The following is a 25,059-nucleotide window of genomic DNA, read 5'->3' as shown; positions in this document are numbered from 1 at the left end:
CGTCGTCGATGGTCGGATGGGGGCAGGTTAGTGCGGGCCGCGAGGGCCGGGGGGTCCGGTTCACGATCCGGCGAGCCGTGCCTCGGCCGCGCGCCACGCCTGTGCGTCGCCGCGCGGCTCGTACCGGGTGAGCGGCTGGGTGCGGGTGAGCAGGCGGCGCATGTCGGCCCGGTTGCCCACCAGATCGTGCGCCCGGGCCTGCACCAGGACGTTGCCCAGGGCCGCCGCCTCCGTCGGGCCCGCCACCACCGGCAGCCCGCAGGCGTCGGCGGTCAGCTGGCACAGCAGCGCGTTGCGCACCCCGCCGCCGACGATGTGCACCACGTCCACCGGATGGTCGGCGAGCCGCTGCGCGTCCGCCACGGCCCGCCGGTGGGCCAGGGCCAGGGAGTCGAGGATGCAGCGCGTGATCCCGGCCGGAGTCCCGGGCGCCGGCTGCCCCGAGGCGCGGCACGCCTCGGCGATCCGCTCCGGCATCCGGCCCGGCGCGAGGAACGCCGCGTCGCCCGCGTCCACCACCGACCGCAGCGCCGGCTCCCGGGCCGCCGCCCGCAGCAGCTCGCCGAGGTCCGGCTCGCCCCAGGCGCGCACGCACTCCTGGAGCAGCCACAGACCCATGATGTTGCGCAGATAGCGGACCGTGCCGTCCAGCCCCAGCTCGTTGGTGAAGTTGGCCGCCCGGCTCTCCTCGGTCAGCACCGGCGCGGTCAGCTCCAGGCCGGCCAGCGACCAGGTGCCGGTGCAGATGTAGGCGAACCGCTCGCCGGACGCCGGCACCGCGGCCACCGCGGAGGCGGTGTCGTGCGAGCCGACCGCCGTCACCGGCACCGGACCGGTCAGCGCCGTCTCCTCCAGCACCTCCGGCCGCAGCAGCCCCGCGGGGTCGCCCGGCAGGCGCAGCGGCGCGAACAGGCTCAGGTCGATGCCCAGCCGCGCCGCGACGTCGTACGACCAGTCGCGCCTGCGCGGGTCGACGAGCTGCGTCGTCGAGGCGTTGGTCAGCTCGGTGCCCTGCTCCCCGGTCAGCCAGTACGCCAGCAGGTCGGGGATCAGCAGCAGCCGCTCGGCGTGCGCCAGTTGCGCCGACGACTTCGCCGCGGTCAGCTGGTACAGCGTGTTGAACGGCGCGTACTGCAGCCCGGTCGCCGCGTACAGCTCGTCGGCGGGCACGGCCGCCCACACCTGCTCGGCGATGCCGTCGGTGCGCGCGTCCCGGTAGTGCACCGGATTGCCCAGCAGCGCCCCGTCCGCGTCCAGCAGCCCGTAGTCCACGGCCCAGCTGTCGATGCCGACGGAGTCCAGCCGTCCCCCGCAGCGGTCGCCCGCGGCCCGCAGGCCCTCCAGCACGCCCGCGTACAGCCCCAGGACGTCCCAGCGCAGCCCCTCCGGCACGCGCACGGGCCGGTTCGGGAAGCGGTGCGCCTCGGTCAGTTCCAGTTCGTGCCGCCCGACGCGGCCGACCATGACGCGTCCACTGGACGCGCCGAGGTCGACCGCGGCGTACGACCTGATGCCCGGACTCACCGCAGGAACGCGGCGGCGACGCCCGCGTCGACCGGGACGTGCAGACCGGTGGTGTGCGTCAGCTCGCCCCCGGTCAGCGCGAACACCGCGTTGGCCACGTGCTCCGGCAGCACCTCCCGCTTGAGGATGGTGCGCTGGGCGTAGAACTCGCCGAGCTTGTCCTCCGGGACCCCGTAGACGGCCGCGCGCTGGGCGCCCCAGCCGCCCGCGAAGATCCCGGAGCCGCGCACCACGCCGTCCGGGTTGACGCCGTTGACGCGGATGCCGTGCTCGCCCAGCTCGGCCGCCAGCAGCCGCACCTGGTGCGCCTGGTCGGCCTTGGTCGCGGAGTACGCGATGTTGTTCGGGCCGGCGAAGACGGCGTTCTTGGAAGCGATGTAGACGATGTCGCCGCCCAGCCCCTGCGCGATCATCATGCGGGCCGCCTCGCGCGAGACGAGGAAGGAACCGCGCGCCATGATGTCGTGCTGGAGGTCCCAGTCCCTGGCGGAGGTCTCCAGCAGCGGCTTGGAGATGGAGATGCCGGCGTTGTTGACGACGAGGTCCACGCCGCCGAAGGCGAGCGCCGCCGCCTTGAAGGCCTCGGCGATCTGCTCCTCGGAGGTGACGTCCACCGTCACGGCGACGGCCTTGTCCGGGCCGCCCAGCTCCTCGGCGACCGCGGCGGCGTTCTCCCCGTCGAGGTCGGCGATCACCACGCAGGCGCCCTCGGCAACCAGCCGCTCGGCGATGGCCCGCCCGATGCCGCTGCCCGCACCCGTCACCAGCGCCACCCGCGTGGCCAGCGGCTTCGGCTTCGGCATCCGCTGCAGCTTGGCCTCCTCCAGGGCCCAGTACTCGATGCGGAACTTCTCCGACTCCTCGATCGGCGCGTACGCGGAGACCGCCTCGGCCCCGCGCATCACGTTGATCGCGTTGACGTAGAACTCGCCCGCGACCCGCGCCGTCTGCTTGTCCTTGCCGAAGCTGAACATGCCCACGCCCGGGATCAGCACGATCGCCGGGTCGGCCCCGCGCATCGCGGGGGAGCCGGGCTCGGCGTGCCGCTCGTAGTAGGCGGCGTACTCCTCGCGGTAGGCGGCGTGCAGTTCCTTCAGCCGCGCGATCGCCTCGTCCGGGTCCGCGGCGGGCGGCAGGTCGAGGACCAGCGGGCGGACCTTGGTGCGCAGGAAGTGATCTGGGCAGGAGGTGCCCAGCGCCGCGAGCCGCGGGTGCTCGGCGCGCGCCAGGAAGTCCAGCACCACGTCGCTGTCGGTGAAGTGCCCGACCTGCGGCTTGTCCTGGGAGGCCAGGGCCCGCACGTACGGGGCCAGCGCCGCCGCCCGCTCCCGCCGCTCGGCCTCGGGCAGGGCCTCGTAGCCCTCGATCACGGGACCGAAGGGCTCGGGCCTGCCGCGCTCGGCGAGGAACTTCTCGGCGGTGCGGATGATGTGCAGCGAGTTGCGCTCGCACTCCTCGGACGTGTCGCCCCAGGCGGTGATGCCGTGCCCGCCGAGGATGCAGCCGACGGCCTGCGGGTTGGCCTCCTTGACGGCCGCGATGTCCAGGCCGAGCTGGAAACCGGGCCGGCGCCACGGCACCCACACCACGCTGTCGCCGAAGCACTCGGCGGTCAGCTTCTCCCCGTCGGCCGCGCAGGCCAGCGCGATCCCGGAGTCGGGGTGCAGATGATCCACGTGCGCGGCGTCCACCAGACCGTGCATGGCGGTGTCGATGGACGGCGCGGCGCCGCCCTTGCCGTGCAGGCAGAAGTCGAAGGCGGCGACCATCTCGTCCTCGCGGTCGACGCCCGGGTAGACGCCGGTCAGCGCGCGCAGGCGGTCGAGGCGCAGTACGGCCAGCCCGGCCTCGGTCAGGGTCCCGAGGTCGCCGCCGGACCCCTTGACCCACATCAGCTCGACGTCGCCGCCGGTGACGGGGTCGGTGTCGGTGCCCTTGGCGGAGGCGTTGCCGCCGGCGTAGTTGGTGTTGCGGGGATCGGAGCCGAGCCGGTGCGACCGCGCGAGCAGGGCGGCGGCTTCGGGATGGGGTGCCATGTGGGTTCAGTCCTTTTCAGACGAGGGTCACGACGACGGTCGAAGGAGGAGCGAAAGGAAGGCCGGGGGGACGCCCTCGGGGGACCGGGGCCGGTCACGCCCCGGCGTGCGGAACTCGGCGGCTACGCCCCCCATCCGGCCTGTTCACCGCCGACCCGCTCGGCCACGATCTTCTCGGCCCACCCGGACGCCCTGTACGCCGCGATCGGCTCGGGGTCGAGCCCCATCTCCTCGCGCACCTCGCGCAGCAGCGGACGGACGTCGGTGTCGTAGGCGTCCATCAGCACGGCGTTCGCCTCCAGCACGTCCCCGGCGGCCTGGGCGGCGGCGAGCGCGTCCCGGTCCACGAGCAGCGCCTTGGCCGTGGCCTCCTGCACGTTCATCACCGAACGGATGATCGCCGGGATCTTCGCCTCGATGTTGTGGCACTGGTCGAGCATGAACGCCACGTCGGAGGAGAAGCCGCCCCCGCGCACGACCTCGTACATGATCCGGAACAGCTGGAAGGGGTCCGCCGCGCCCACCATCAGGTCGTCGTCCGCGTAGAACCGCGAGTTGAAGTCGAACCCGCCGAGCTTGCCCTCGCGCAGCAGCGTGGCCACGATGAACTCGATGTTGGTGCCCGGCGCGTGGTGCCCGGTGTCGACCACGACCTGCGCCTTCTCGCCGAGCTTGAGGCAGTGGGCGTAGGCGGTGCCCCAGTCCGGGACGTCGGTCGTGTAGAAGGCCGGCTCGAAGAACTTGTACTCCAGCAGCATCCGCTGCCCCTCTCCCAGCCGCTCGTACACCTCGGCCAGGCCCTCGGCGAGCCGGTCCTGACGTGCGCGGACGTCGTCCTGCCCCGGGTAGTTCGTGCCGTCCGCGAACCACAGCTTGAGGTCGCGCGAGCCGGTGGCGTCCATGATGTCGACGCACTCGAGCAGGTGGTCGACGGCCTTGCGACGCACCGCCGCGTCCGGGTGGCAGATGCTGCCCAGTTTGTAGTCGTCGTCCTGGAAGGTGTTGGAGTTGATCGCGCCGAGCCGGACGCCGTGGTCCTCGGCGAACTTCGCCAGCGCCGCGTAGTCCTCGACCCGGTCCCAGGGGATGTGCAGCGCCACGGTCGGCGCGACCCCGGTGAACTCGTGGACCTTGGCCGCGTCCTGCAGCTTTTCCCGCGGGTCGCGGGGCACGCCGGCCTGCGCGAAGACCTTGAACCGGGTCCCGGAGTTGCCGTACGCCCACGACGGCGTCTCGACGGCCTGGGTCCTGAGCGCGGCCTTCACCGCGGCGAGATCGGTCACTGCTGGGCTCCTGTGACATAGGTCGGAACGAGTCCGCGCACACGACGGTGGCTGAACGGTCTGCGAACGACGATGTGAAACGATTCAAGAGGCAAGCTATGAGTCCCTCGGAGGGGTGTCAAGCGTTGTGACAGACCCTGCTTCTCGTGACCGCTCCCGGCCCCTGATTCTCGAAAATTTTTCGACAGGGCCCCATTGACGCGACGCATCCGGCGCGCCTAACGTCCCGGCAACCCTGTTGAAACCTTTCACGGCGTTGTGTGGGTCGCCTCGGCCGTCCCCCCTGTGCGTCGTCGAGGAGCCCTCATGACCCACCCGTCCGACACGGGACCGGCCCCGGTGCTGGCGCTGCAGGGCGTCTCCAAGTCCTTCGGCGCCGTACGGGCCCTGCGGGACGTGTCCCTGGAACTGTTCCCCGGCGAGGTGCACGCCCTCGCCGGAGAGAACGGCGCGGGCAAGTCGACCCTCATCAAGACGCTCGCCGGAGTGCACCGGCCGGACGCCGGCCGGGTGCTGCTCGACGGTGAGCCCGTCGTCTTCCACGGCCCCGGCGACGCCCGCGACGCCGGCATCGCCGTGATCTACCAGGAGCCCACGCTCTTTGCCGACCTCTCGATCGCCGAGAACATCTTCATGGGGCGCCAGATGCGGCGCGCTTTCGGCCGGATCGACCACCGGGCCACCCGCGCCGCGACCGCCGCCCTCATGCGCCGCCTCGGCGTCGACCTCGACCCGGACCGGCCGGCCCGCGGGCTGTCCATCGCCGACCAGCAGATCGTCGAGATCGCCAAGGCCCTCTCCTTCGACGCCCGCGTCCTGATCATGGACGAGCCGACCGCCGCCCTCACCGGCAGCGAGGTCGCCCGCCTCTTCGGCGTCGTCCGCACCCTGCGCGACCAGGGCGCCGCCGTGCTGTTCATCTCCCACCGCCTGGAGGAGATCTTCGAGCTCTGCCGGCGGGTGACCACCCTGCGCGACGGCGCCCGGATCGCCGGCGAATCGCTCGACGGCATGACCGAGGACGACCTGGTGCGCCGGATGGTCGGCCGCGACCTGGACGAGCTGTACCCCAAGCAGGCCGTCCGCCCCGGCGAAGTCGCCCTCGCCGTACGGCGGCTGACCCGCGAGGGCGTCTTCACCGACGTCTCCTTCGAGGTGCGGCGCGGCGAGATCGTCGGCCTCGCCGGACTCGTGGGCGCCGGGCGCACCGAGGTGGCCCGGGCCGTGTTCGGCATCGACCGCCGCGACGCCGGGGAGGTCGTGGTCGACGGACGGAAGCTGCCCAACGCCGCCCCGTCCGCCGCCATGGCCGCGGGCCTCGCCCTCGTCCCCGAGGACCGCCGCGCCCAGGGCTTGGTGATGGACATGTCCATCGAGCGGAACATCGGCCTGACCGGGCTGCGCACGACCGTGCGGGCCGGCCTGGTGGACCGGGGCGCCGAGCGCAGCCGCTCCGTGGACTGGGCCGTCAGGCTCCAGGTGAAGTACGCCCGCATCGCCGACGCCGTCTCCACCCTGTCCGGCGGCAACCAGCAGAAGGTCGTCCTCGCCAAGTGGCTCGCCACCGGCCCCAAGGTGCTGATCGTCGACGAACCGACCCGCGGCATCGACGTCGGCACCAAGGCCGAGGTGCACCGGCTGCTCGGCGAACTGGCCGCCGACGGCGTGGCCGTCCTGATGATCTCCTCCGACCTGCCCGAGATCCTCGGCATGGCCGACCGCGTGCTGGTGATGCACGAGGGCCGGCTCACCGCCGAGATCCCGCGCTCCGAAGCCACCGAGGAAACCGTGATGGCCGCAGCCACCGGGAGGACCGCCTCATGACGGTGACCACCCCCGCCCCCGTCGCCGAGACCCCCCGGGCCGGCGCCACCCGGCTGGTCGACCGCGCGTTCAAGATGCGCGAACTGGCCATCCTGGCCGTCTTCCTGGTGATGATCGGCGTCACCCAGGCGGGCAACAGCGCGTTCCTGTCCGAACAGGGCATCAAGGACCTGCTGCTCAACGCCACGATCCTGGTGCTGGTCGCCACCGGTCAGGCCCTGGTCGTCATCACCCGCAACGTCGACCTGTCCGTCGGCTCCACCCTCGGCATCAGCGCCTTCGCCGCCGGCGCCCACCTCCAGGGCGGCGGCGACCCCGTCGTCGCCGTGGCGCTCGCGGTGCTCCTGGGCATCGGCTTCGGCCTCCTCAACGGCCTGCTGGTCAGCCTCGGCCAGGTGCCCGCCCTCGTCGTCACCCTCGGCACGCTCTACATCATCCGCGGCATCGACTCCCTGTGGGTCGGATCCCGCCAGATCACCGCGGCCGACCTGCCCGGCGGCTTCGTCGACTTCGGCTCCGGCGGCCTGTGGGCCGTGCCCTGGCTCGCGATGATCGCGCTGGCGGTGCTGGCGGCGACCGCCTACTACCTCAGGCACTTCGGCGGCGGCCGGGAGCTGTACGCGCTCGGCTCCAACCCCGAGGCCGCCCGCCTCGCCGGCATCCCGGTGCGCAGGCGGATCCTCGCCGCGTACACCTTCTGCGGCGCCCTCGCCGGCCTCGCCGGGGCGATGTACCTGGCCCGGTTCGGCAACGTCGACTCAGGCACCGGAACCGGTTACGAACTCACCGTGGTCAGCGCCGTCGTGGTCGGCGGCGTGGTCTTCACCGGCGGCTCCGGCAGCGTCTACGGCGCCGCGCTCGGAGCGCTGCTGCTGACGTCGATCAACAGCGTGCTGCCCGCCCTCGGCGTCAGCTCCGTCTGGGTGCTCGCGATCAACGGCATCCTGCTCCTCCTCGCCATCGCGGTCGACCGGATGGTCGCGCTGCGCGTGGCCACCGCCCTCAAGAAGAGGAACGCCCGCCATGCCTGAGTCCCTCACGCGCGCGGTCCGCTGGGACACGGTCGTCGGCGCGCTGCTCGTCGCCGTGCTGCTGGCGTCGTTCACCTTCGTGGACGGCTTCGGCAACGCCCTGAACCTGTCCTTCCTGATCGGCAACACCCTGCCCATCGCGCTGATCGCGCTGCCGATGACGCTGCTCGTCGTCTCCGGCGAGATCGACCTGTCCGTCGCCTCCACCGCCGGGCTGTCCGGCGCGGTGATGGGCGCCCTGTGGAACCAGGGCATGACCATCGAGACGATCATCCCGGTGTGCCTGCTGCTCGGTGCGGCGTGCGGGCTGGTCAACGGGCTGTTGGTGACCAGGCTCGGGCTGCCGTCCCTGGCCGTCACCATCGGCACCCTGGCCGCCTACCGGGGCATCGCGCAGATCGTCCTCGGCGCGGACGCGGTGACCGACTTCCCCACGCCCTACCTGGAGTTCGCGGCGGGCCGCATCGGCGACACGTTCGTGCCGCGGGCCTTCCCGCCCTTCCTGGCGCTGCTGATCGTCGCCGTGGTCGTCCTGCACGCCACCCCGTTCGGGCGGTCGCTGTTCGCGATCGGCGCGAGCGAGGAGGCGGCCCGGTTCGCCGGGATCCGGGTCAGGCGGCAGAAGCTGATCCTGTTCACGGCGACCGGCCTCATGGCCTCCCTCACCGGCGTCTTCTGGGCCCTGCACTACGCCAGCGCCCGCTACGACAACGCCACCGGCCTCGAACTGTCCGTCGTCGCCGCCGTGCTGCTCGGCGGCATCGACTTCGACGGCGGCAAGGGCACGCTGGGCGGCGCGATCGCCGGCGTGTTCCTGCTCGGCGCGCTGCAGAACGTGATGAGTCTGCAGGACGTCTCCGCTCAGTCGCAGATCGTCGTCACCGGCGTCCTGCTCGTCCTGTCCGTCCTCGGCCCCCGCGCCGCCCGGCAGATCGCGGCGGCACGGGCCGGGCGGGCGGCCGCCTCGAAACCGCCGGGCAGGACGCCCGCACCCACCCCCTGACCCTCCCTCCGCGAAGGACCCCCGTCATGCGCAAGTCATCGCTGCGTCGCGCCTGCGCCGCGCTCGCCGCCGTCACCTCGCTCGCCCTCGCCGCCACCGCCTGCGGCGGCACCACGAAGGAGGACGTGAGCCGGGAGGGCGGCTCGGCCGCCGCGGCCGGCCGGGCCGACCCGAACGCCGAGCTCAAGAAGGGCCTGACCGTCGGCTTCCTGCCCAAGCAGGTCAACAACCCCTACTTCACCTCCGCCGACAAGGGCGGCGAGGCGGCCCTGAAGGAGCTGGGCTCCGGCTACAAGGAGGTCGGCCCCTCCAGCGCCACCGACACCTCCGGCCAGGTCTCCTACGTCAACACCCTCACCCAGCAGCAGGTCGACGCGATGGCCGTCTCCGCCCAGGACCCCGGCGCCCTGTGCACCGCCCTGAAGCAGGCCATGAGCAACGGCATCAAGGTCGTCACCTACGACTCCGACACCAAGCCCGACTGCCGCAACGCCTTCGTCTCCCAGGCCTCCGCCGAGGACCTCGGCCGCACCGAGGTGCAGCTGCTCGCCGAGCAGATCGGCTACAGGGGCGAGATCGCGATCCTGTCCGCCGCGCAGACCGCGACCAACCAGAACACCTGGATCGAGTTCATGAAGGACGAGCTCGAGGACCCCAAGTACAAGGACATGAAGCTGGTCGAGGTCGCGTACGGCAACGACGACGCCCAGCAGTCCTTCCAGCAGACCCAGGGCCTGCTCCAGGAGTACCCGAACCTCAAGGGGATCATCTCCCCGACCACCGTCGGCATCAAGGCCGCCGCCCAGTACCTGTCCGGCTCCCGGTACAAGGGCAAGGTCAAGCTGACCGGCCTCGGCACCCCCAACGACATGCGCAAGTACGTCAAGAACGGCACCGTCGAGGCGTTCGAGCTGTGGGACCCGGCCAAGCTCGGCGAGCTGGCCGCGCGCACCGCCGTCGCGCTGGTCTCGGGGCAGATCACCGGCAAGGAGGGCGAGACCTTCACGGCCGGCGGCATGGGCGAGTACACCATCGGCGAGGACGGCGTCATCAGCCTCGGCAAGCCGACCGTGTTCAACGCCGACAACATCGACCAGTACGACTTCTAGCAGCGGGGCGGTACGTCATGCAGCGTGTCTGTTTCCTTCTCAAGGTCCGCGAGGACCGCATCGCCGAGTACCGCGAACGCCACGCCGACGTGTGGCCCGAGATGCGCGAGGCGCTCTCGGCCACCGGCTGGCACAACTACTCCCTCTTCCTGCGCGACGACGGCCTGCTCGTCGGCTACCTGGAGACCGAGGACTTCGAGGCCGCCAGGGCCGGCATGGAGGCCACCGAGGTCAACGCCCGGTGGCAGGCGGAGATGGCGCCCTTCTTCGAGTCCCTCGACGGGTCGCGCCCCGACGAGGCGATGAAACCGCTCACCGAGGTGTTCCACCTCGCCTGACAGGTCCGTTCGGGAGAGAGGTCCGTTCATGAGAAGACGCACCGTCCTGGCGAGCGCCCTGCTGGCCCCGCTGGCGGCGCCGGGCAGCGCCCGCGCCGCCGCCCCGGGCCCGTCGGTCACCCGCACCGGCACCTCCACGCTCGACGCCCGGGCTCTGTTCTTCGTGTCGTACAACGGCCTGGTCAACAACAACGCGTTCCAGAAGAACGGCCTGCTCACCTACAAGGGCCACCAGTACGCGGCCTGGTACACCGCCGACCGCAACGCCGTCGTCGCCCGCCGGGCGCTGGGCGCGACCACCTGGCAGACCGTCAGGATCGGTCACACCCTGCGCTACGACGACTCCCACAACGTCATCTCCATGGGCGTCTCCCGCGTCGACGGCCGCCTGCATCTGAACATGGACTCCCACAGCGACGGCTTCACCTACGTCAGGTCCGCCGCCGGGCTCATGGACGACCCCACCGGGCTGAGCTGGACCGCGAGCCGCTTCGGCGCGCCCCGGAACACCCTCGACGGGCTCGCCCTCACCTCGCAGTTCACCTACCCGCAGTTCGTCGCCACCCCCGAGGGCGGGCTCCAGCTGAGCTACCGGGCCGGCGTCTCCGGCAACGGCCGCAACGGCCTGGCGGAGTACGACGGTTCGCGGTGGACCGCGCTGGGGGAGTGGTCCGGTTCCACCGGCACGTACACCAGCGAGCACGGCTCCAGCACCGCCCGCAACATGTACCTGCACGGCATCGACTACGACCGGGCCGGCCGGCTGCACGCGTTCTTCACCTGGCGCGAGCAGAACGCCGCCGTCATGTGCTCCGGCGGCGGCATCACCAACCACGACACCGGCTACGTCCACTCCGACGACCGCGGCCGCACCTGGCGCAACAGCGCCGGCACGGTCGTCGGCACGACCGGCGCCGACCGCGTGCAGGTCACCGACCCCGGCCTGGTGGTGGACGCGCTGAACCCGGACCACTCCCTGATGAACCAGGAGAGCCAGTTCACCGACTCCGCCGGACTGCCGCACGCGATCATCAGCTACGTGCCCGGCCGCTTCGGCCAGTGCACCACGAACTACGTAGCCGACCGCACCGCGGGCGGCAGGGCGTTCCACCTGCGCAGGGCCGCCTCCGGCGCCTGGCAGAAGACGGAGATCCCCGTCCCGCTCGACTCCAGCCAGCGGACCCGGCTGATCCTGGACAGGTACGACAACGCCTACGCGATCCTCCCCTTCGGCCGGATCGCCGGCGCCTCCAAGGCATCCGGGCACACCGACTGGCGGCTGCTGTTCGACGGGGCGGGACTCAACGCCTTCGGCGAGGTCGTGACCGACGAGACCCGCGTCGCACAGGACGGGGTGCTGTCGTTCATGTACCAGGAGCGGTCCACCGGCACGACGCCGTCCGCGCTCCGCGTCGTCGACTTCCGGCTGCCCGCGTGAGCGTGACCGGCCCGGGGCGGCGTGCGGGTAGTGTGAAGGCCCTCCCGTCGCCCCTCGTCTCCCTGGAGGTCGCTGCCTGATGGCCCAGTCCGTGGGTATCAAGGACGTCGCCCGCGCCGCCGGCGTCTCCGTGGGCACGGTCTCGAACGTGATCAACCGGCCCGAGACCGTCGCCACCGAGACCCGCGCGCGCGTGCAGTCCGCGATCGAGCGGCTCGGCTACGTGCGCAGCGAGTCCGCCCGTCAACTGCGCGCCGGCCGCAGCCGGATCATGGGCCTGCTCGTCCTCGACATGGGCAACCCCTTCTTCGTCGACGTGGCGCGCGGCGCGGAGCGGGCCGCCCGCGACGCCGGACTCGGCGTGATGGTCTGCAACAGCGCCCAGGACCCGGCCGAGGAGGCCGAGTACCTCTCCCTCTTCGCCGAGCAGCGGGTGCGGGGGGTGCTGCTCACCCCGGCCGACGCGACCGGCCGCAACATGGCGGCGTTCCGCCGCCACAACATCCCCTTCGTGCTCGTCGACCGGGTCGCCGAGGGCGCCACCGAGTGCTCCGTCTCCGTGGACGACGTCGCCGGCGGCGCGCTGGCCGTGCGCCACCTGGTGGACGCCGGGCACCGCAGCATCGCGTACGTCAGCGGGCCGCCCGCCCTCAACCAGGTCCGCGACCGGCGCACCGGCGCGCTGAACGCGCTCGCGGAGGCGGGCCTCGGCCCCGAGGCGCTGCGCGAACTGCCCACCGACCGGCTCGACGTCGCCGCGGGCCGGGACGCGGGCGCCCGCCTCCTCGGCCTCGCCGACCGCCCCACGGCGGTGTTCTGCGTCAACGACCTGCTCGCCCTCGGCGTGCTCCAGGCCATGTTCGCGGCCGGCGTCTCCGTCCCCGACGACCTCGCCATCGTCGGCTACGACGACATCGAGTTCGCCGCCGCTGCCGCCGTCCCGCTCACCTCGGTACGGCAGCCCGCCGTCACGCTGGGGGCGCTCGCCGCCGAACTGCTGCTCCAGGAGACGGGAAGCATCGAGGGGTCGGTCCGGCACGAGCACCGGCGGGTCGTGCTCCAGCCCGAACTGGTGGTACGGCGCTCCAGCCTGTCCGGCCGCTGACGCCGGCCGTGCCGTTCGCGCCCCTGACAGCGGCCCACCGGCGCGTTCCGGGGCTCCGGCGCCGATTAGGCTGGCCGCCATGCACGACGACCACCCCGGCGACCCGGCCGGATCCGCCGCCCTGCGCGGCGACTGCGCGAACTGCTTCGGGCTGTGCTGCGTCGCCCTGCCCTTCGCCGCCTCCGCCGACTTCGCGGTGGACAAGGCCGCCGGGACGCCCTGCCGCAACCTGCGCGAGGACCACCGCTGCGGCATCCACGCCCGGCTGCGGTCCGAGGGCTTCGCCGGGTGCACGGTCTACGACTGCTTCGGCGCCGGCCAGAAGGTCTCGCGGATCACCTTCGGCGGCGAGGACTGGCGCACCGGTTCCCGTGAGCACGCCCGCCGGATGTTCGACGTCTTTCCCGTCGTACGCCATCTCCACGAGCTGCTCTGGTATCTCACCGAGGCGCTCGCCCTGCCCGCCGCCCGCCCGCTGTACGGCGATCTGCGCGACGCCCTGGAGCGGACCGAAGAACTCACCCTGCGCTCCGCGGAGGAGCTGGCCGCCCTGGACGTGGGCGCGCACCGGCAGGAGGTCGACGTCCTGCTGCTGAAGGCCAGTGAGCTGGCCCGCGCGGGGGTCCGCGGGCGCGGGAAGATGCGCCGGGGCGCCGACCTGATCGGCGCCCGGCTCCGACGGGCCGACCTGCGGTGCGCCACCCTGCGCGGGGCCTGTCTCATCGCCGCCGACCTGACCGGCGCCGATCTGCGCGGCGCGGACCTGATCGGGGCCGACCTGCGCGGCGCCGACCTCACGGACGCCGATCTGACCGGCGCCTTCTTCCTGACCCAGCCGCAGCTCAACGCGGCCCGCGGCACGGCCGGCACCCGGTTGCCGCGGTCGCTGCGCCGGCCCGCGCACTGGTCGTAACGCCCCATCCCTCAACAGGAATCCTGGGACGTGCCCGGTTGGCGTGCGCCGCGATCTTCGATAGGTTAGGTGAGCCTTACCTAATCATGAGGAGTCGAGGATGCGTGACAGCCAAGCCCGGACGGCCGCACCCGCCGCGGCGGAACGGGCCCGCTCGGTGCTCGCCGCCGCCTGGTCGTGCGCCGTGAGCACGGACGGCGTCCGGGAGGAACTCGTCGGCGCGCACGACGTCGCCGACGACGGCCGGGTGCTCCTGCGCGTGCCGGACGACAGCGCGCTGCTCGCCGTCGCCCTGTGCGCACCGCGCGGCGAGCCGTCCGCCGTCCTGGAGTTCGCCGACGTCGCGCCCGTCCCGCTGCGCCACCGCATCCGGGCCCGCGTCCTGCTCGCCGGCTGGTTCGCCGTCGAGGAGGGCCGCCTCGCCTTCCGGCCCACCCGCGTCGTGCTGCACGGCACCGCCGGCGCCGAGGTCGTCGACCCGGACGAGTTCGCCGCCGCCCGCCCCGACCCGCTGGCCACCGCCGAGGCCGGACTGCTCACCCACCTCGCCGACGCCCACCCCGACGCCGTCGAGCGGCTGACCCGGCTCGTGGAACCGGGCAGCCGGCACGGCGCGGTCCGCGTCCAGCCGCTCGCCGTCGACCGGCACGGACTGACCCTGCGCATCGAACGCCGCCGCGCCCACGGCGACGTACGCCTGGCCTTCCACGCGCCCGCCGACGGGGTCGCCCAGCTCGCCGAGCGCATGCACGTCCTGCTGGCCCGGGCGAGCGCCGCCGCCTGCCCGCGCGCCCTGCACCGGCAGCGCACGGACGGCGACGGCTGACGCCCGCCGGCCGGCTACCAGTCGCCGTCCTGGACCGGCTTGCCCGGCGCGTCGCCCAGCGGCTTCACCTGGTACGGCGCCGGGTCCTGCCACGGCTCGTGGTCGTCGCCGAGCCAGTCGCCCACCGGCTTCGCCCCGCCCAGCGTGTGCGTCGGGTCGAGATCGAGCGCGTCCTCGTCGTAGTACTCGAACCAGGGCAGCCCCGCCCGCGTGTACGCAGCCCGGTCCACCGGAGACGGCGGCGGCGCCTCGCCGGTGATCCGCCGCCACTCGGGCGGCGTCACCAGATGCACGAAGACCCGCCCCGCCGGCTCGCCGGCCCAGTCCGACAGCGGCCGGTCGTCCCGGTACACCTCCTGGCGCATCGAGCCGCCGACGCCGAGCCCCATGGCCGCCGCGCCCCGCGGCCGGCCCGCGGGCGCCGCGCCCGGCGCGGGCGGCGGGGCGCCGAAACCGGCGGCCATCATCGGCGCCGCGGGCGCACGCTCCGCAAGCCGCCGCTGCGCCTCGCGCCAGACGGCCAGCGCCCCCTCGCCCAGCGGGAACGACTGCAGCTGCACGCCGCCCCACACCTCCTCGCCGGTGACCTGGCCCTCCACCGTCGCGCCGAGCCCGAGCGGAACGGCGACGAACTGGCGCACCGTGCCCTTGCCCGAGTTGATGCCGTCCAGCCACGGCTGGCGCGGCAGCACGACGTAGTTCTGCGGATCGCGGGAGAGCCGGTCGCTCCACGGCCGGCCGGACACCGCGCACACCTTGCCCACCCCGACCTGGAGCGCGGCCGGCTCCGTCGTGCCGGAGAAACTCAGCCACATCGCCTCGCGCAGGTACACCGGCAGCATCACGCCACCGCGCGCCCGCCACTGCTCCGGCACGGTGTCCGGGTAGTCCGCGACCCGGCGCACCGGGAACTCGCCCAGCCCGGGCGGCAGGGCGTGCGTGCCCGTCTCGGGCAGTCGCAGCGTGCGGATGAACCGCACCGCCGCCCCGCCCGGCAGCCGCAGAGTGTTCCCGTCGATCCGTACGCCGCCGCCGTCGGCCATCCCACGCTCCCCTTCGTCGCCCTCTCGCCCGCGGGCGGGCGCCCGCGACCTCGTCACTCAGCACGCCGCGCGGCGGCCCCGCGGTTCCGCCGCGACCGGCGCAGGGCGCGCAGCCGGTCCTGGAGCCGGGTCAGCCGCGGCAGCCGCTCGCGCTGCTCGCGGGTGGAGCGGTCCAGTTCCTCCAGCAGCCGGCGGGAGCGGTGCTCGGTGTCCATCTCGTCCAGGATGCGGTTGACCTCGGTCAGCACCGCGCCGTGCAGTTGCCACTGGCTGGGGTCGCGGCGGACCTCGTCGAGGAACAGGTCGGCCAGCTTGTCGCGGGTGGCCCGGGCGGTGTGCAGCTCGGCCGTCAGCCGTTCCTCCGCCGACTCGGCGCTCTCGCTGACATGCGTGGTGACCAGCACCGCGTAGCTCACCACGGCGTCGGCGATCTCCGCCAGCAACTGCTCCACCACGGCGCCCGTCGGCGGCTCGAACAGCGGCTCCGGCTCCCGCTCCTTGGCCAGGTCGGTGAGGGAGCGGGCGAGGACCCGCAGCACGACCGTGCAGATCTCCAGCGTGTCCAGACCGGTGCGCAGCACCACCCGGTGCAGCACGCCCTCCCGCACGCGCGGGTTGAGCCGCAGACTGTCCTCGGCCTGCCGCAGCGCGGCGTCCACCTGCACGATGTCGTGGTCGAGCCGGCGCGCCTCGTGCAGCCGCTCGGCCGCGCGCTCGTACGGGGTGCGCCCGGCGGCCTGCTCGCCGACGCGCAGCATCAGCTGCCGCATCCGGCGGGCCAGGCCCTCGATCGACTCGCCGGCCTCGCCCACCCAGACCGGCGGCGGCAGCAGCACGTTGACGCCCATCCCGACCACCGCGCCGATCAGCGTCTCCAGGATCCGCGCCCAGGCGGTGTCCCCGTGCGCGGTGACGCCGAGCACCAGCATGGCGCTGATCGCCACCTCGGGCACGTACTCGTCGACCCGCACCAGATGCCCGACCGCCAGCGCCGCCATGATCAGCAGCGCCAGGCTCCACCACGTCAGGCCCACCAGCATGCTGAACGCGATGGCGACCAGCACCCCCGCCACCACGGAGTTCACCCGGCGCACGCCGTTGGTGAGGGTGGCGTACAGCGTGACCTGGACGACCAGCAGAGCGGTGAGCGGCGCGGTCAGCGGGGCCGCCTCGGGACTGAGCCGTAGGGCGATGACGTAGGCGAGCGTCGCCCCGAAGGTCGACCGGAACGCCTGGACGACCACGGGTTCTCGATGCCGCTTCAGCGACTGGGCAAGGGAGGCGGGCCACTTTCGTACTACTTGCATCCTTTGGCCTGTTCCCGTTCCCCAGGGACCTCGAACGTCCCGCCAGTGCACTGCCGTCACGTGGCGCAACGCCGGGCGGGAGCGGTCAGGCGCCGAGCTTGTCCAGGAAGGCGAAGAGGTTGCCCGTGGTGCGGGCGATCTGCTCGTCGAGGGTGAGGCTCTCCTCGAAGCGGGCGCCGGACTCGGAGATCTTCTTGCCGCGCAGGTACAGGGAGCAGGCCAGGTCGGTGCACATGTAGACGCCGACCGAGTTGCCCTCGCGGCCCGCCGCTCCCGCTTTTCGCGCGGTCATCAGGGACACGCCGCCGCGCGGGTGCGTCGTCAGGCACAGCGAGCACAGGCTCCGGTGCAGATAGCCGCGCTGCGCGGGCGGGAAGCGCAGGGTGATCCCGACGAGGCGCTCTCCCCCCTCGACCACCAGGTAGCTGCGGTCCGGCGCCCCCGGGTCCCGCCAGCCGAGGAAGTCCAGGTCCTCCCAGGGCCGGTCGGCGAGATCGCGCGGCACGGGCAGGCGCTTGGCCTCGCCCTTCGAGCAGTTCACGAACGAACCGCGGATGTCCTGCTCGGTGAGTGGTCGCATGAGGGGGGTCTCCGGAGAACGCCGCACAAAGGGCCCGGAATCTCCGGGCCCGGGCCAGGTTAGGCGGCGTCCGCGCGCCCGGGCCAACCGATTTTCCGGGGCGGCCACGGGCGGGCCGTCGGCGACGCCGTAGCCTGGAGCCGCACCGCCAGGCCCGGCCGTTCGCACCGCCCCGCTTAGCTCACGGCGTGAATTAAGGGGTGGGGCAATAGTGTCCCCGATGACCCGGGCGGGGTATGTTGCAGGTCGGGCAGGGTTTCGGAGGGAGCCACATGGCGGGGCGCAACGGGCGCACGGTGCGGGATCTGCGGCGGGCCAACCGCACGGCCGTGCTGCAACGGCTGTACTTCGACGGGCCGCTCAGCCGCTTCGAGCTGGGCCCGGCGACCGGCCTCAGCTCCGGCTCGGTCAGCAACGTCGTCGCCGACCTGGTCGCCGACGGGCTGGTGGAGGAGGCGGGCAGCGTCGACTCCGACGGCGGCCGGCCGCGCACCCTGCTGCGGGTCTCGCCCGCCAGCGGCCACATGATCGGCGTCGACGTCGGCGAGACCCGGGTCCGCGTCGAGCTGTTCGACCTCGCCCTCACCGAGCTGGCCCGCACCGAGCGCCCGCTGGAGCAGCAGCGCTACGACGTCGAGGTCATCGTCGGCCACATCCGCGACGGCGTCGCCGAGGTGCTGGCCGGCGCCGGCGTGCCGCCCGAGCGGCTGCTGGGCGCCGGCATCGGCGTGCCCGGCATAGTCGAGCGCACCGACGACCGGGGCGCGGTCGTGCACGGGCAGACGATCGGCTGGGACGCCGTCCCGCTGGAGGCCCTGCTGCGTTCCTCGTCCCCGCTCCCCGACGGCGTCCCGTACTTCATCGACAACGGCGCGCGCACGCTCGGCCAGGCCGAGATGTGGTTCGGCGCCGGACGCGGCGCCGACAACGCCGTCGTGGTGCTGTTCGGCTCCGGCGTCGGCGCCTGCCTGGTCACGCCCGAGGTGGAACACGGCCGGGCCGTCGAGTGGGGGCACCTGACCGTCCGGGTGCGCGGACGCCGGTGCCGCTGCGGAGCCCTCGGCTGCCTGGAGGCCTACGCGGGCGCCGAGTCCCTGCTGGAGCGCTGGCGCGAGGCGGGCGGCCGGCCGCCCCGGGACGCCGACGAGGAGACCGCGCTGACCGCGATGCTCGCCGCCGCCTACCCGCCGGACGGCGCCGCGCCCGACCCGGTCGCGCTCGGCGTGCTGGAGGAGACCGCCGAGTACCTGGGTGCGGGCCTGTCCGACCTGATCAACCTCTTCCAGCCCGAGCGCATCCTGATCGGCGGCTGGGCCGGCCTCCAGCTCGGCGCCGGCTTCCTGCCCGCCGTACGCCGCCACGCCACCGCCTACGCGCTGCGCCACCCGGCCGAGAAGGTCGCCATCGAGCTGGGCCGGCTCGGTCCGGACGCGGTCACCGTGGGCGCCGCCATCCTCCCGCTGGCCGACTTCTTCGCCCGCGGCGGCCGCCGTCCCGAGCCCGCGCCGCAGGGGCCGCTCCCGGCGTGGCACGCGGTGCTGGAGGAGCGGGCCTCGCACTGAGCCCCGGGACCCGGGCCCGGAACGCTGTTTCGCGCGCCCGCCCGGGAGGTACTCGCGTGGGCCCGGGCACGGACCGCCCGGGCCCGTGTACCGAGGGAGCACACCGTGACGGACCACCGCAACGAGGAGCCGGGCCGCAGCGAGGACCCGCTGCCGCGGGACCTGCCCGACCAGCAGACCTACGAGGGCGACGACCCGTGGGACGTGAACCCGCAGAGCATCGCCAGGGAGGCCGGGAAGAAGGCGAGTCCCACCGACCCCTCCGCCGACGTCCCCGACACCGACGAAGGCGGCACCGGCCGGCAGCCGGAGCCGGGGGACGACGAGGGACCGCAGGAGTCCCCGGCCTGACCGGCTAGCCCACCTTGCGCCCCCGCATCGGCGCGGTGCGTTCCCCCGCTCCCTGCTGCATCCCCTGCACGAACTCCTCGATGACCTCGGTCGCCGTGCGCCGAGGGCTCCAGCCCAGTTCCGTGCGGGCACGGGTGCAGTCCATCAGCGGCAGCCGCAGCACCGCGTCGAACAGGTGCGGGGAGGCGGGCAGCAGATGCAGCCCCCAGGCCGCCGCGACCGCCGAACGGGCAGCGGAACGGGGGAGGCGCACCGGACGGCTGCCGAAGTGCTCCGCCAGCAGCCGCGCGTCGACCGGCGGATCGGCGGCGATGTTGAACGCGCCCCGGACCTCGGAGAGCGCCGCCAGCCGGTACGCCTCCGCCGCGTCGTCGGTGTGCAGCGCCTGCACCCGCAGCCCCGGAATGTCCGGCAGGAACGGCAGCAGCTCCGGGCGCGCCAGCTGACCCGGCAGGAAACGGCCGCCGAAGATGCGCCGCTGCTCGCTCGCCGACTCGCGCTTGAACAGGAACGCGGGCCGCATCCGCACCACCCGCACCCCCGGATGGTCCCGCTCGAAGGTGTCGAGGGTGCGCTCCAGGTAGGCCTTCTCGCGGCAGTACGCGGCGTCCGGCCAGCCGTGGGTCGGCCAGGACTCGTCCACCGCCCGGTCCTTGGGACCCGGCGAGTACGCGCCCACCGAGGAGGCGTGGACCAGCGCCGGTACGCCCGCCTCGGCCACCGCGTCGAAGACGCGGATGCCGCCGAGGACGTTGGTGCGCCAGGTGGTCGCCGGATCGTGGGTGGGCTGGAACGCCCACGCCAGATGGATCACGGCGTCCGCACCGGTGAACTCCTTGACGAGATCGGCCTGCTGCGAGGCGATGTCCACCGCCGACCAGTCGGTCTTCGCCGGCGCCTCGTCGGGCAGCCGGCGGGCCAGTCCCCGCACGGATCCGACCCGCGGATCCTGGGCGAGGGCCCGTACCACGCTGGTGCCCACGTTGCCCGTGGCGCCGGTGACGACGATCCTTCGGCCCGCTGCGCTGCTCACTTCCGTCTCCTTCGGCCGTCCTGCGGGGAGGGACGGACCGAGTACCCGTGAGGGCGCGAAAAAGCCCCGACCGGACGGGGGATTCCGGTCGGGGCGGTCCGAGGGGTGCAACGGACGGACGGCGTCGGGCGTTCCGCCGCACGGCCGGGACCCCGAGTGACGTCGGTCACCAGATGCCGTCGCCCGGCAGAGACGCGAGGAGATGGGCGGGGTCGGCGTAGACCGCGTCGGCCCCGGCCTCCTCCAGGTCGGCCCGAGGCACCCCGCCGCACAGCACGCCGACGCAGCGCACCCCGGCCCTGCTGCCCGCCCGCATGTCCCACACCGTGTCGCCGACGAACACCGACTGCGCGGCGGGCGCCCCGGCCAGCTCCAGGGCGTGCTCCACCGGTTCGGCCGCGGGCTTGCCCTCGTCCACGTCGTCCGCGCTCGCGGTCGCCGCGATGGCGTCGTCCGCGTCGAGGGCGCGCCGCAGGGCGTCCAGTTCCGCGCCGCCCGCCGAGGTGGCGAGGACCACCGTCCAGCCGTCCCGGTGCAGCCGGCGCAGCAGCCGGCCGGCGTCGGGCAGGGCGGGCAGCCGGTCGAAGTACTGTCCGTAGAGCGCCTTGTGGGCGGCGCTCAGGTCGGCGTCCTTCTCCTTGTCCCGGTCCTCGCCCAGCAGATGCGCGACGAGGTCCGTGGAGCCGAGGCCCACGGCCCGGTGGACGGCGTGCATGGGCACCCGGTGGCCCGCCTGCCGGAAGGCCTCCCACCAGGTGACGACGTGCAGGTGATTGGTGTCGACGAGGGTTCCGTCGACGTCGAAGACAGCGGCACGGTTCATGGCTCCCGAGTACCACCGGGCGGTCCGTCTCACCCCGCCCCGGCCGGCATCCGCCCTTCAGCACCCCACCGGGCCGGCACCCGCCTCGCGTTTCACCCCGCCCGGGCCGGCACCCGCCCCCCTCTTCACGCCGCCCGGGCCGGCACCCGCCCCTCTTTCGTCCAGGTCAGGAGCTCCGGCGCCGACCAGGTGGTCACCACGCGCTCCGAGGGCACCCCGCACTCCTCGGCGCGGGCGCAGCCGAGGATCTGCCAGTCGAGCTGGCCCGGCGCGTGCGCGTCGGTGTCGACCGAGAACAGCACGCCCGCGTCCACCGCCCGGCGCAGCAGCCGGCGCGGCGGGTCGAGCCGCTCCGGACGGCTGTTGATCTCCACGGCGGTGCCCGACCGCGCGCACGCCGCGAACACCTCGTCCGCGTCGAACTGCGACTCCGGCCGCCCGCGCCCGGTCACCAGCCGCCCGGTGCAGTGCCCGAGGACGTCCGCGTGCGGATCGCTCACCGCGGCGACCATGCGGCGGGTCATCGAGCGGGCGTCCATGCGCAGCTTGGAGTGCACCGAGACGACGACCACGTCGAGCCGGTCCAGCAGCTCCGGCTCCTGGTCGAGCGAGCCGTCCTCGAGGATGTCGCACTCGATGCCGGTGAGCAGCCGGAACGGCGCCCAGGTGGCGTTGAGCGCGGCCACCACGTCCAGTTGCTCACGCAGCCGCTCCGCCGACAGGCCGCGCGCCACCGTCAGCCTGGGGGAGTGGTCCGTCAGCACGGCCCACTCGTGGCCGAGCGCCGCCGCGGCCCGGCCCATCTCCTCGATCGGGCTGCCGCCGTCGGACCAGTCGGAGTGCAGATGGCAGTCCCCGCGCAGCATCGCCCGCAACGCCGCGCCGGCCCGGTCGTCCGGCCGCTCCTCGGCGGCCTCGGCCTCCAGCTGGGCCAGATAACCCGGCGGCTGCCCGGTCAGCGCCTCGCGCACGACCTGCGCCGTCTTGGGGCCGATGCCCTTGAGCGACTCCAGGGTGCCGTTGCCCGCCCGCTCGCGCACCTCGTCCGCGGGCAGCCCGGACAGCACCCTGGCGGCGGTGCGGAAGGCTCGGACGCGGTAGGTCGGCGCCAGGGACCGCTCCAGCAGGAACGCGATCCGCTCCAGTGCCTCGACCGGCTCCATCGTCACCTCCTCGGTCCCTCAAGGGTTCCCCAGAGCCGCGCCGCCCGCACGGCGGTCAGGGCGGTTTGCCCGGTACGCGCCACGGGTACTGCGATGCCCCGACCGAAACGACGACGGGACGTGCGCGCGAGCGCACCCAGCGTCAGTACCCCCGCCCTCCAGGAGGCCCCGATGTCAGCCCCCACCCCCGCGTCCCCCGCGTCCGATCCGTCCCGCAGGGTCGCCGTGATCACCGGCGCCGACTCCGGCATCGGCCGGGCCACCGCCGTCCGGCTGGCCGAGGCGGGACTGGACGTCGGGATCACCTGGCACGGCGATGAAAAGGGCGCCGAGGAGACCGCCGAGGAGGTCCGCTCCCACGGGCGGCGCGCCGAGGTGGCGCGGATGGACCTGACCCGGCTGCCGGACGCCGCCGACGTCGTCGACGAGCTGTGCGAGCGGCTCGGCCGGCTGGACGTCCTGGTCAACAACGCCGGCACGGGCACGGCCACGCCGTACCTCGACATCGACCTGGCCACCGTGCGCGAGGTCCTCGACGTGGACCTGGTGGGGCCGTTCCTGTGCGGTCAGCGGGCGGCCCGGCACATGATCCGGCAGGGCGACGGGGGCCGGATCGTCAACGTCACGTCCGTCCACGAGCACCAGCCGCGGGTGGGCGCGGCCCCGTACTGCGCGGCCAAGGGCGGGCTCGGCCTCCTCACCCAGGTCATGGCGCTGGAGCTGGCCGAGCACGGCATCACCGTCAACGCCGTGGCGCCCGGCGAGATCGCCACGCCGATGACCGGGCAGGAGGACACCGACGTGCGCACCGAGCGCCGCCCCGGGGTGCCGCTCGGCCGTCCGGGCGACGCACGGGAGGTCGCGGCCGTGATCGCCTTCCTCGCCGGGCCGGACGCCTCGTACGTCACCGGGGCCTCGTGGACCGTGGACGGAGGGATGCTGCGGATGGGCCCGCAGGCCGGGTCCCATCTGACCGACGACGACTGGCGGCGGCCCTGAGACCCAGTCCACCGGCCGCGCACCGGCCCGGCCCCGGCCGCGCACCGGCCCGGCCCCGGCCGCACGGCGGCCCGGGACCGAACCGGTCCCGGGCCGCCGCCGTCATCCGGCCGAGTTGGCCGATTCCGCTCTACGCTCTATGTCATGACCGAAATCGCGAGCCCCTACATGTCCCACCCGCGGATCATGGTGCTCGGCGTTCAGCCCGGCATCCCGCCGTTCCGCATCGTGGAGATCGACGGCGAGGTGGTCGGTGCGGCCAGGGCCGTCACCGACGTCCTGACGGCCGCCGCCGCCTTCGGCATCACGGTCCACGACCTGGACGATCCGGACGTCGTGCGCTGGGTCGGCGGCGACAAGTTCACCTGGACCGTGCACTGACGTCCGCCCCGGACCGCGCACCGACGCGTCGGCTCAGCCGACCGTCCACTTCTGGTTGGCGCCGCCGGTGCAGGTCCAGATCTGCAGCCGGGTGCCGTTGGCGGAGTTGTTCCCGGTGACGTCGAGGCACTTGTTCGCCTGCGGGTTGACGATGTCCCGCGCGGCGGTCACCACCCAGCGCTGGGCGCCGGTGCCGTTGCAGTCCCACAGCTGCACGGGAGTGCCGTCCGCCGTGGCGCCGCCCGAGACGTCGAGGCACTTGCCGAGCGCCCGGATCGTGCCGTCCGCGCCGACGGTCCAGCGCTGCGCGGCGGTGCCGTTGCAGTCGTAGAGCTGTACGGGAGTGCCGTTGGCGGTGTTGGCCGCGGCCACGTCGACGCACTTGCCCGCGAGGCCCCTGATCGCGGCGCCGGCCGGGGAGTCGCCGGTCGTCACGGACACGTGGTCCACGACGAGCTGCTGCGGGAAGACCGTGGAGCCGTCCGGGTCGCCGGGCCAGTAGCCGCCGACCGCCAGGTTGAGGATCAGGAAGAACGGCTTGTTGAACACCCAGGGGTTGCCGTTCAGGTCGGCCGGGGTGCGCCGCTGGTAGACGTTGCCGTCGACCGACCAGGTGATGGAGTCGGGCGCCCAGTCGACGGCGAAGGTGTGGAAGCCGTCCGCGAAGGCCTGGCCGCCGGGCAGGGTGTAGCCCGCGCCGATGCCGCCGGAGCCGGAGTAGCCGGGGCCGTGCAGGGTGCCGTGGACCGTGGAGGGTTCGAATCCGACGTTCTCCATCACGTCGATCTCGCCGGAGGCCGGCCAGCCGACCTGGCCCAGGTCGTGGCCCAGCATCCAGAACGCCGGCCACATGCCCTGGCCGCGCGGGATCTTCATGCGTGCCTCGACGTGCCCGTACTGGGCGGTGAACTTGCCGGCGGTGTTCAGCCGCGCCGAGGTGTACTGGCAGGTGCCGTACCAGCACTGGTAGTTGGCGGGGTTCTCGCGGCGGGCGGTGATCACGAGGTGGCCCTGGCCGTCCAGGGCGGCGTTGCGGGTGCCGGCCGTGTAGTACTGCCGCTCGTGGTTGTTGACGTTGTCGCCGGTCTCCAGCTGCCACTTGGCGGGGTCGACCGCCGCGCCGGCGGGCCCGTCGAAGGTGTCGGAGAACGTCACGGCCTGGACGCCGACCGGTTCCGCGTGCGCGGGGACGACGGCGGCGGAGCCGACCAGGAGCGCGGACAGGGCGCCGAGGAGACATCTGCGGAGCAGGCGCGGGGAGGCGGCCACGGGCATTCCCTTCCGGGCGGCGGCCCAGGAAGGATCCGGGGCGCCGCCTGTGGTGGGGGGTGAAGGTGAGGTTTCCCCTTGATTCAAGGACTGAACTAAGGACTCGTCAATACCTTGG

Annotated in this window: 23 protein-coding genes; 13 read left to right on the top strand and 10 right to left on the bottom strand. The window is 73.4% G+C overall.

Annotation, left to right across the window (positions count from 1 at the left end; all coding sequences use genetic code 11):
• Positions 1-60 precede the first annotated feature (60 nt).
• The 3 genes from ABZY13_RS10605 to rhaI form a co-directional block, all read right to left on the bottom strand.
• Positions 61-1,512, bottom strand: a complete 1,452-nt coding sequence (locus ABZY13_RS10605; protein WP_356629180.1) for a rhamnulokinase family protein — start codon at positions 1,510-1,512, stop codon at positions 61-63.
• 8 nt (positions 1,513-1,520) lie between these two features.
• A complete protein-coding gene (locus tag ABZY13_RS10600) occupies positions 1,521-3,560 on the bottom strand; it encodes a bifunctional aldolase/short-chain dehydrogenase (protein WP_356628934.1) in 2,040 nt (679 codons plus the stop codon).
• Positions 3,561-3,682: 122 nt separating this feature from the next.
• Complete coding sequence (rhaI, locus tag ABZY13_RS10595; RefSeq protein WP_356628932.1) at positions 3,683-4,843, bottom strand: L-rhamnose isomerase; 1,161 nt, start codon at positions 4,841-4,843, stop codon at positions 3,683-3,685.
• A 306-nt stretch (positions 4,844-5,149) separates the two neighbouring features.
• Between rhaI and ABZY13_RS10590 the strand changes: the two genes are divergently transcribed.
• The 9 genes from ABZY13_RS10590 (at position 5,150) to ABZY13_RS10550 (ending at position 14,430) form a co-directional block, all read left to right on the top strand.
• The gene (locus ABZY13_RS10590; protein ID WP_356628930.1) at positions 5,150-6,667 is read left to right on the top strand and encodes a sugar ABC transporter ATP-binding protein; all 1,518 of its coding nucleotides are present in this window, start codon (positions 5,150-5,152) and stop codon (positions 6,665-6,667) included.
• Positions 6,664-7,698 (top strand): ABC transporter permease, encoded by a 1,035-nt coding sequence (locus ABZY13_RS10585; RefSeq protein WP_356628928.1) that lies wholly within the window; start codon positions 6,664-6,666, stop codon positions 7,696-7,698. The genes ABZY13_RS10590 and ABZY13_RS10585 overlap by 4 nt, the downstream gene beginning before the upstream one ends.
• Positions 7,691-8,701 carry an ABC transporter permease gene (locus ABZY13_RS10580; RefSeq protein WP_356628926.1) on the top strand — a complete coding sequence of 337 codons (1,011 nt, stop codon included), beginning with the start codon at positions 7,691-7,693 and terminating at the stop codon, positions 8,699-8,701. The genes ABZY13_RS10585 and ABZY13_RS10580 overlap by 8 nt, the downstream gene beginning before the upstream one ends.
• A gap of 26 nt (positions 8,702-8,727) precedes the next feature.
• Complete coding sequence (rhaS, locus tag ABZY13_RS10575; protein ID WP_356628924.1) at positions 8,728-9,810, top strand: rhamnose ABC transporter substrate-binding protein; 1,083 nt, start codon at positions 8,728-8,730, stop codon at positions 9,808-9,810.
• Positions 9,811-9,827: 17 nt separating this feature from the next.
• Positions 9,828-10,148 carry an L-rhamnose mutarotase gene (locus ABZY13_RS10570; RefSeq protein WP_356628922.1) on the top strand — a complete coding sequence of 107 codons (321 nt, stop codon included), beginning with the start codon at positions 9,828-9,830 and terminating at the stop codon, positions 10,146-10,148.
• A gap of 28 nt (positions 10,149-10,176) precedes the next feature.
• Complete coding sequence (locus ABZY13_RS10565; RefSeq protein ID WP_356628920.1) at positions 10,177-11,586, top strand: BNR repeat-containing protein; 1,410 nt, start codon at positions 10,177-10,179, stop codon at positions 11,584-11,586.
• A 79-nt stretch (positions 11,587-11,665) separates the two neighbouring features.
• The gene (locus ABZY13_RS10560) at positions 11,666-12,691 is read left to right on the top strand and encodes a LacI family DNA-binding transcriptional regulator (protein ID WP_356628918.1); all 1,026 of its coding nucleotides are present in this window, start codon (positions 11,666-11,668) and stop codon (positions 12,689-12,691) included.
• A 79-nt stretch (positions 12,692-12,770) separates the two neighbouring features.
• Complete coding sequence (locus ABZY13_RS10555; protein ID WP_356628916.1) at positions 12,771-13,604, top strand: pentapeptide repeat-containing protein; 834 nt, start codon at positions 12,771-12,773, stop codon at positions 13,602-13,604.
• Positions 13,605-13,704: 100 nt separating this feature from the next.
• Complete coding sequence (locus ABZY13_RS10550) at positions 13,705-14,430, top strand: DUF2470 domain-containing protein (RefSeq protein ID WP_356628914.1); 726 nt, start codon at positions 13,705-13,707, stop codon at positions 14,428-14,430.
• Between the two features lie 14 nt (positions 14,431-14,444).
• Here ABZY13_RS10550 and ABZY13_RS10545 read toward each other — a convergent pair whose 3' ends face one another.
• The 3 genes from ABZY13_RS10545 to ABZY13_RS10535 form a co-directional block, all read right to left on the bottom strand.
• A complete protein-coding gene (locus tag ABZY13_RS10545) occupies positions 14,445-15,473 on the bottom strand; it encodes a hypothetical protein (RefSeq protein WP_356628913.1) in 1,029 nt (342 codons plus the stop codon).
• A gap of 53 nt (positions 15,474-15,526) precedes the next feature.
• A complete protein-coding gene (locus ABZY13_RS10540) occupies positions 15,527-16,780 on the bottom strand; it encodes an FUSC family protein (RefSeq protein ID WP_356628911.1) in 1,254 nt (417 codons plus the stop codon).
• A gap of 85 nt (positions 16,781-16,865) precedes the next feature.
• Entirely contained in the window at positions 16,866-17,360 is a 495-nt protein-coding gene (locus tag ABZY13_RS10535) for an FBP domain-containing protein (RefSeq protein WP_356628909.1), read from the bottom strand.
• Positions 17,361-17,632: 272 nt separating this feature from the next.
• Between ABZY13_RS10535 and ABZY13_RS10530 the strand changes: the two genes are divergently transcribed.
• Together ABZY13_RS10530 and ABZY13_RS10525 are read left to right on the top strand one after the other, a co-directional pair.
• Positions 17,633-18,922, top strand: coding sequence for an ROK family transcriptional regulator (locus ABZY13_RS10530; RefSeq protein ID WP_356628907.1), 1,290 nt, complete (start codon positions 17,633-17,635; stop codon positions 18,920-18,922).
• Between the two features lie 105 nt (positions 18,923-19,027).
• Positions 19,028-19,273, top strand: a complete 246-nt coding sequence (locus tag ABZY13_RS10525) for a hypothetical protein (protein ID WP_356628905.1) — start codon at positions 19,028-19,030, stop codon at positions 19,271-19,273.
• 4 nt (positions 19,274-19,277) lie between these two features.
• Here ABZY13_RS10525 and ABZY13_RS10520 read toward each other — a convergent pair whose 3' ends face one another.
• The 3 genes from ABZY13_RS10520 to ABZY13_RS10510 all read right to left on the bottom strand — a co-directional run bounded on the left by ABZY13_RS10520 (position 19,278) and on the right by ABZY13_RS10510 (position 22,292).
• Positions 19,278-20,306 carry an SDR family oxidoreductase gene (locus ABZY13_RS10520; protein ID WP_356628903.1) on the bottom strand — a complete coding sequence of 343 codons (1,029 nt, stop codon included), beginning with the start codon at positions 20,304-20,306 and terminating at the stop codon, positions 19,278-19,280.
• Positions 20,307-20,472: 166 nt separating this feature from the next.
• Positions 20,473-21,129 carry an HAD family hydrolase gene (locus ABZY13_RS10515; protein ID WP_356628901.1) on the bottom strand — a complete coding sequence of 219 codons (657 nt, stop codon included), beginning with the start codon at positions 21,127-21,129 and terminating at the stop codon, positions 20,473-20,475.
• A gap of 125 nt (positions 21,130-21,254) precedes the next feature.
• Positions 21,255-22,292: a PHP domain-containing protein gene (locus ABZY13_RS10510; protein ID WP_356628899.1), complete on the bottom strand. Its 1,038-nt coding sequence runs from the start codon at positions 22,290-22,292 to the stop codon at positions 21,255-21,257.
• Between the two features lie 171 nt (positions 22,293-22,463).
• Here ABZY13_RS10510 and ABZY13_RS10505 point away from each other — a divergent pair, with 171 nt between their 5' ends.
• Positions 22,464-23,291, top strand: coding sequence for an SDR family oxidoreductase (locus tag ABZY13_RS10505; RefSeq protein ID WP_356628897.1), 828 nt, complete (start codon positions 22,464-22,466; stop codon positions 23,289-23,291).
• A 144-nt stretch (positions 23,292-23,435) separates the two neighbouring features.
• Positions 23,436-23,672, top strand: coding sequence for a hypothetical protein (locus tag ABZY13_RS10500; RefSeq protein ID WP_356628895.1), 237 nt, complete (start codon positions 23,436-23,438; stop codon positions 23,670-23,672).
• A gap of 33 nt (positions 23,673-23,705) precedes the next feature.
• Here ABZY13_RS10500 and ABZY13_RS10495 read toward each other — a convergent pair whose 3' ends face one another.
• Entirely contained in the window at positions 23,706-24,947 is a 1,242-nt protein-coding gene (locus ABZY13_RS10495; protein ID WP_356628893.1) for a ricin-type beta-trefoil lectin domain protein, read from the bottom strand.
• Positions 24,948-25,059: the final 112 nt, after the last annotated feature.

This window comes from Streptomyces sp. NPDC006610 (assembly GCF_040611575.1).
In the GTDB taxonomy this organism is placed as follows: domain Bacteria; phylum Actinomycetota; class Actinomycetes; order Streptomycetales; family Streptomycetaceae; genus Streptomyces.
The sequence above is the reverse complement of the archived record's forward strand: the minus strand, read 5'-3'. Positions and strand labels throughout refer to the sequence as shown.

Coding starts and splice junctions, on each gene's coding strand:
- ABZY13_RS10600 (WP_356628934.1), bottom strand. CDS start 3,560: ATGGCACCCCATCCCGAAGCCGCCGCCCTGCTCGCGCGGTCGCACCGG.
- ABZY13_RS10590 (WP_356628930.1), top strand. CDS start 5,150: ATGACCCACCCGTCCGACACGGGACCGGCCCCGGTGCTGGCGCTGCAG.
- ABZY13_RS10585 (WP_356628928.1), top strand. CDS start 6,664: ATGACGGTGACCACCCCCGCCCCCGTCGCCGAGACCCCCCGGGCCGGC.
- ABZY13_RS10580 (WP_356628926.1), top strand. CDS start 7,691: ATGCCTGAGTCCCTCACGCGCGCGGTCCGCTGGGACACGGTCGTCGGC.
- rhaS (WP_356628924.1), top strand. CDS start 8,728: ATGCGCAAGTCATCGCTGCGTCGCGCCTGCGCCGCGCTCGCCGCCGTC.
- ABZY13_RS10570 (WP_356628922.1), top strand. CDS start 9,828: ATGCAGCGTGTCTGTTTCCTTCTCAAGGTCCGCGAGGACCGCATCGCC.
- ABZY13_RS10565 (WP_356628920.1), top strand. CDS start 10,177: ATGAGAAGACGCACCGTCCTGGCGAGCGCCCTGCTGGCCCCGCTGGCG.
- ABZY13_RS10560 (WP_356628918.1), top strand. CDS start 11,666: ATGGCCCAGTCCGTGGGTATCAAGGACGTCGCCCGCGCCGCCGGCGTC.
- ABZY13_RS10555 (WP_356628916.1), top strand. CDS start 12,771: ATGCACGACGACCACCCCGGCGACCCGGCCGGATCCGCCGCCCTGCGC.
- ABZY13_RS10550 (WP_356628914.1), top strand. CDS start 13,705: ATGCGTGACAGCCAAGCCCGGACGGCCGCACCCGCCGCGGCGGAACGG.
- ABZY13_RS10545 (WP_356628913.1), bottom strand. CDS start 15,473: ATGGCCGACGGCGGCGGCGTACGGATCGACGGGAACACTCTGCGGCTG.
- ABZY13_RS10540 (WP_356628911.1), bottom strand. CDS start 16,780: ATGCAAGTAGTACGAAAGTGGCCCGCCTCCCTTGCCCAGTCGCTGAAG.
- ABZY13_RS10535 (WP_356628909.1), bottom strand. CDS start 17,360: ATGCGACCACTCACCGAGCAGGACATCCGCGGTTCGTTCGTGAACTGC.
- ABZY13_RS10530 (WP_356628907.1), top strand. CDS start 17,633: ATGGCGGGGCGCAACGGGCGCACGGTGCGGGATCTGCGGCGGGCCAAC.
- ABZY13_RS10515 (WP_356628901.1), bottom strand. CDS start 21,129: ATGAACCGTGCCGCTGTCTTCGACGTCGACGGAACCCTCGTCGACACC.
- ABZY13_RS10510 (WP_356628899.1), bottom strand. CDS start 22,292: ATGGAGCCGGTCGAGGCACTGGAGCGGATCGCGTTCCTGCTGGAGCGG.
- ABZY13_RS10505 (WP_356628897.1), top strand. CDS start 22,464: ATGTCAGCCCCCACCCCCGCGTCCCCCGCGTCCGATCCGTCCCGCAGG.
- ABZY13_RS10500 (WP_356628895.1), top strand. CDS start 23,436: ATGACCGAAATCGCGAGCCCCTACATGTCCCACCCGCGGATCATGGTG.
- ABZY13_RS10495 (WP_356628893.1), bottom strand. CDS start 24,947: ATGCCCGTGGCCGCCTCCCCGCGCCTGCTCCGCAGATGTCTCCTCGGC.